The 5099-nt window shown below is 69.7% G+C and carries 3 protein-coding genes; 2 read left to right on the top strand and 1 reads right to left on the bottom strand.

Annotated elements, in window-relative coordinates:
- Positions 1–871: 871 nt before the first annotated feature.
- Together nrdR and C1I92_RS32600 are read left to right on the top strand one after the other, a co-directional pair.
- Positions 872–1387, top strand: coding sequence for a transcriptional regulator NrdR (nrdR, locus tag C1I92_RS32605; protein ID WP_111258785.1), 516 nt, complete (start codon positions 872–874; stop codon positions 1385–1387).
- 57 nt (positions 1388–1444) lie between these two features.
- Positions 1445–4339 carry a vitamin B12-dependent ribonucleotide reductase gene (locus tag C1I92_RS32600; RefSeq protein WP_111258784.1) on the top strand — a complete coding sequence of 965 codons (2895 nt, stop codon included), beginning with the start codon at positions 1445–1447 and terminating at the stop codon, positions 4337–4339.
- A gap of 59 nt (positions 4340–4398) precedes the next feature.
- On the opposite strand, the gene C1I92_RS32595 is transcribed toward C1I92_RS32600, so the two are convergent.
- Positions 4399–5061, bottom strand: a complete 663-nt coding sequence (locus C1I92_RS32595; protein WP_111258783.1) for a DUF998 domain-containing protein — start codon at positions 5059–5061, stop codon at positions 4399–4401.
- Positions 5062–5099: the final 38 nt, after the last annotated feature.

Below are 5099 nucleotides of genomic sequence, written 5' to 3'. Positions count from 1 at the left end.
GTGTGATGTGTCCCTTCCGCGAGAACCATTGGCGTGGTCTCGCCGACCATCACACGATGGCCACCCCCGACGTGGTCACCCACGCCGACAACGGCCCGACCGTTACACCACGACCTGGGACGTCACCGCGCGGTGACGCGCCTCAAGTCCAAGCGCTCTGGGCTACTGAGCCTGGATGGTTGGGGCGCTTGGACTTGACCCGCGTCACCGCGCCCCCGGTTCAACAGCATCAGGGCGCCGCCCGGAAAATGGCCCCGGCTCAAAGGTCCGCTGTTCTCGTTGTTCGCTGGCCGGCGGCGGCTCGCGAGCAGGAAGTACAGCGGAGCCGGTAGCCATCCACCTGCGGCCCGTCAGCGGCCAGCGGACCTCACGCGAGCGAGCCTGAAGGCCAGCGCCCCTTCTTCGGGGGCCACCCGACGCGGCGAACCCAACCAGCGGCAGCCCGGCGCAACGAATCGGGCAGCCAACGAGACGCAACCCCACATCTTGTGGTCGCCCCGTCATCCACAGGCCGTAGCGGCGCCGTCATCCACAACCCACAGGCGAACCCGGGCGTATACCCCCTTCAGCCACCCGAACAGCCTCTGACCTGCGCAGATCCAGTCTGCCCTCGCCAGGCACAGCACATGAGCTCGCTCACAGCCGAATCGCACGACGCGCCGAGAGGCTTGATCGACTCACCCGTGACCTGCGGCTTTGAAACACCCCTCGCCGATACGGCCATGTCGGTTGCAGACGCCCTCCCGTGCGACGTACCGTACCCCTATATCTAGTAGTTACACGGGTGTAAGCTGTCCACAGGTAGTGGTCGAGAGTGCACAAGTTGTCCCCATCTCGTCCACAGGGTCCAGTGTCGAGGAGGTGCCTGAAAATGCACTGTCCGTTCTGCCGTCACGCCGACAGCCGGGTGGTCGACAGCCGTACCGCTGACGAGGGCACCGTGATCCGCCGCCGGCGGCAGTGCCTGGCCTGCGAGCGCCGGTTCACCACCGTCGAGCAGTTGACGCTGGCCGTGGTGAAGCGGTCCGGGGTCACCGAGCCGTTCAGCCGCGAGAAGGTCATCGCCGGGGTGCGCCGGGCGTGCCAGGGGAGGGGCGTCAGCGAGGACGCCCTGGCCAGGCTGGCCCAGCGGGTCGAGGAGCAGTTCCGCGCATCGGGGAGCGCGGAGATCCCGAGCCGCGAGGTCGGCCTGGCCATTCTGAGCCCGCTGCGCGAGCTGGACGAGGTCGCGTACCTGCGCTTCGCCAGCGTGTACCGCGACTTCGACAGCCTGGACGACTTCGAGAACGAGATCGCGACGCTGCGGGCCGACCGCGAGCAGGCCGCACGTCGCAGCGACGACGAGGGGCGGGAACAGGATTCCACCCTGACCGTCGCGGAACCGTAAGCCACTACATCGATGCACCATGTTTCGGGTAATCGCCGGGGGAAGTGAGGAAGGTCCATGACGGAGACGGTGAGCGGGCCGAGCCGCAACAGCACGGGGAGCAAGCCGGCCGGACGGTCGAAGAAGGCGCGGGGGCTCAGCATCGGGCGCATCTACACGACCCCGGGTGTCCACCCGTACGACGAGGTGACGTGGGAGCGCCGCGACGTCGTCCAGCAGAACTGGAAGACCGGCGAGACCGTCTTCGAGCAGAAGGGCGTGGAGTTCCCCGACTTCTGGTCGCTGAACGCGTCGACCATCGTCACCACGAAGTACTTCCGCGGCGCCGTCGGCACCGACGTGCGCGAGTGGAGCCTGCGCCAGCTCATCGACCGCGTCGTGAAGAAGTACCGCACCACCGGTGAGGACGAGGGCTACTTCGCCACCACCGACGACGCCGAGGTGTTCGAGCACGAGCTGACCTGGATGCTGCTGCACCAGGTGTTCAGCTTCAACTCGCCGGTGTGGTTCAACGTCGGCACGAAGTCGCCGCAGCAGGTGTCGGCCTGCTTCATCCTGTCCGTCGACGACTCGATGGACTCGATCCTCAACTGGTACCGCGAAGAGGGCATGATCTTCAAGGGCGGCTCCGGCGCCGGCCTGAACCTCTCCCGCATCCGCTCCAGCAAGGAGCTGCTGTCCTCCGGCGGGACGGCGTCCGGCCCGGTCAGCTTCATGCGCGGCGCCGACGCCTCGGCCGGGACGATCAAGTCCGGCGGCGCCACCCGGCGTGCGGCGAAGATGGTCGTGCTCGACGTCGACCACCCCGACGTCGAGGAGTTCATCCAGACGAAGGCGCGCGAGGAGGACAAGATCCGCGCGCTGCGCGACGCCGGGTTCGACATGGACCTCGGCGGCGCCGACATCGTCTCCGTCCAGTACCAGAACGCCAACAACTCCGTCCGGGTGAACGACGAGTTCATGCGCGCGGTCGAGGCCGGCGGCGAGTTCGGCCTGCGGGCCCGGATGACCGGCGAGGTCATCTCCACCGTCGACGCGAAGAAGCTGTTCCGCGACATGGCGCAGGCGGCGTGGGAGTGCGCCGACCCCGGCATCCAGTACGACGGCACCATCAACGACTGGCACACGAACCCCGAGACCGGCCGCATCACCGCGTCGAACCCGTGCTCGGAGTACATGAGCCTCGACAACTCCAGCTGCAACCTGGCCAGCCTGAACCTGATGAAGTTCCTGCAGGCCGACGGCAGCTTCGACGGCGCCACGTTCGCCAGGGCGGTCGAGCTGATCATCACCGCGATGGACATCTCGATCACGTTCGCCGACTTCCCGACCGAGGCGATCACCGAGACCACCCGCGCGTACCGTCAGCTCGGCATCGGCTACGCCAACCTCGGCGCGCTGCTCATGGCGTCGGGCCTGGCCTACGACTCCGAGGGCGGCCGCGCGCTGGCCGCCGCCATCACGTCGCTGATGACGGGTGCGGCCTACAAGCGCTCCGCCGAGCTGGCCGGCGTCGTCGGCCCGTACGACGGCTTCGCCCGCAACGCCGAGGCGCACGCCCGGGTCATGCGCAAGCACGCCGCCGCCAACGACGACCTCCGCTCGGTCGCGGCGCTGGACGCCGACGTCCGCAGCCTGGCCACCAAGGTGTGGGCCGAGGGCAACAAGATCGGCGAGAAGAACGGCTGGCGCAACGCGCAGGCGTCGCTGCTGGCGCCCACCGGCACCATCGGCTTCATGATGGACTGCGACACGACCGGCATCGAGCCGGACTTCTCGCTGGTCAAGTTCAAGAAGCTGGTCGGCGGCGGGTCCATGCAGATCGTCAACCTGACGGTCCCGCGGGCGCTGAAGAAGCTCGGCTACGCCGACGAGACCATCGAGGCGATCGTCGAGTACATCGCCGAGCACGGCAACGTCGTCGACGCCCCCGGCCTCAAGCCGGAGCACTACGAGGTGTTCGACTGCGCCGCCGGCCAGCCGCGGGCCATCGAGCCGATGGGCCACGTGCGCATGATGGCCGCCGTGCAGCCGTTCCTGTCCGGCGCCATCTCCAAGACGGTGAACATGCCCGAGTCGGCGACCGTCGAGGAGATCGAGGACGTCTACCTGCAGGGCTGGAAGCTCGGCCTCAAGGCGCTGGCCGTCTACCGCGACAACTGCAAGGTCGGCCAGCCGCTCTCCGACGCGAAGGCGAAGGGGGCCGACAAGGCGGTCGAGAAGCCCGCCGCCGGCGAGGTCGTCGTCGAGTACCGGCCGACCCGCCAGCGGCTGCCGAAGACGCGCCCGAGCCGCACCACGTCGTTCACCGTCGGTGGCGCCGAGGGCTACATGACCGCCGGCTCCTACCCCGACGACGGCCTCGGCGAGGTCTTCCTCAAGCTGGGCAAGCAGGGCTCGACGCTGGCCGGCATCATGGACGCCTTCTCGATCGCCATCTCCATCGCGCTGCAGTACGGCGTCCCGCTGGAGACGTACGTCGAGAAGTTCACCAACATGCGCTTCGAGCCGTCGGGCATGACCGACGACCCGGACGTGCGGATGGCGCAGAGCGTGGTCGACTACATCTTCCGTCGCCTCGCGCTGGACCACCTGCCGTTCGAGTCGCGCGCCGCGCTCGGCATCTACACCGCGACCGAGCGGGCCCGCCAGCTCGACACGGGGGAGTACACGCCCGACTCCTCCGACGTCGAGGTCGAGGTCGACACGTTCCGGCAGTCGGCGCCGGTGACGCCGCAGCCGGAGGCCGCACCGGCCAAGCCGGCCCCGGCCGTCGAGGCCGCGGCCGCCCGCCCTGCCCCGGTCGAGGCCCACACCTCGGCCGAGCTGCTGGAGGTCATCCAGGGCACGAGCACCGACGCGCCGCTCTGCTTCACCTGCGGCACGAAGATGCGCCCGGCCGGCAGCTGCTACGTCTGCGAGGGCTGCGGCTCCACCAGCGGATGCAGCTGACGCAGCACACGACGACGGCCGCAGGGATCTCGTCCCTGCGGCCGTCGTGCGTTTACGGCTCAGCGAGCCGCTCGGGCACAGGTGACGGCGAGCCAGGTCCAGCCGGCGAGGATGCCGGCCGTGAAGGCGAGCACGCCCCAGGCGGCGCCGGCGCTGCCGGACACCGCGAGGAAGCCGCCCAGGATCACAGCGCCGCTGGCGACGGCGTAGGCGCCGGCGCCGCGGTCGCCGGAGCGACGCAGCCGGCGGCCGAGAACGAAGCAGGCGGCGGCGAGGCAGCCGAACCCGGCCGTGCCCGCCGCCAGGTGCGCGACACCGTGCCAACTCAACTCCGCCGCGGCTTCGGTGCCGGGCGGGAAGCCCTCGACCGGGTCAGCGAGGAAGACGGCGGCAGCCAGCAGGGACACGCCGTAGGCGCCGACCAGCCGTGGCGCCCAAACCCCCGCCCGTCCGGTCCGCCGCAGCCCGATCGCCACGGCGACCGTCAGCACCGAGGCGACGACGAAGTTGGCGATCTGGACCCAGCCGTAGTCGCCGTTGGCCAGCACGCTCGCCGCGTGCCGGGTCGGGTCGTAGCCGCCGCGCAGGAAGTACTGCCCGACGACGGTCGCGACGTAGAGTGGCCCCGCGACGACGCCGGCGGCGAGCAGCCGCCGGGTCGAGCGGTCGTACGCGACGGCGGTCTCTGCGGCCGGGGCGGTGGGGAGCGTGATGGCGGTCATGGCGGGGTCCCTTCGCGGTGTCGTGTGCAGCCATGTGC

Origin of the sequence: Jiangella anatolica, from assembly GCF_003236295.1 — a bacterium.
In the GTDB taxonomy this organism is placed as follows: domain Bacteria; phylum Actinomycetota; class Actinomycetes; order Jiangellales; family Jiangellaceae; genus Jiangella; species Jiangella anatolica.
The sequence above is the reverse complement of the archived record's forward strand: the minus strand, read 5'-3'. Positions and strand labels throughout refer to the sequence as shown.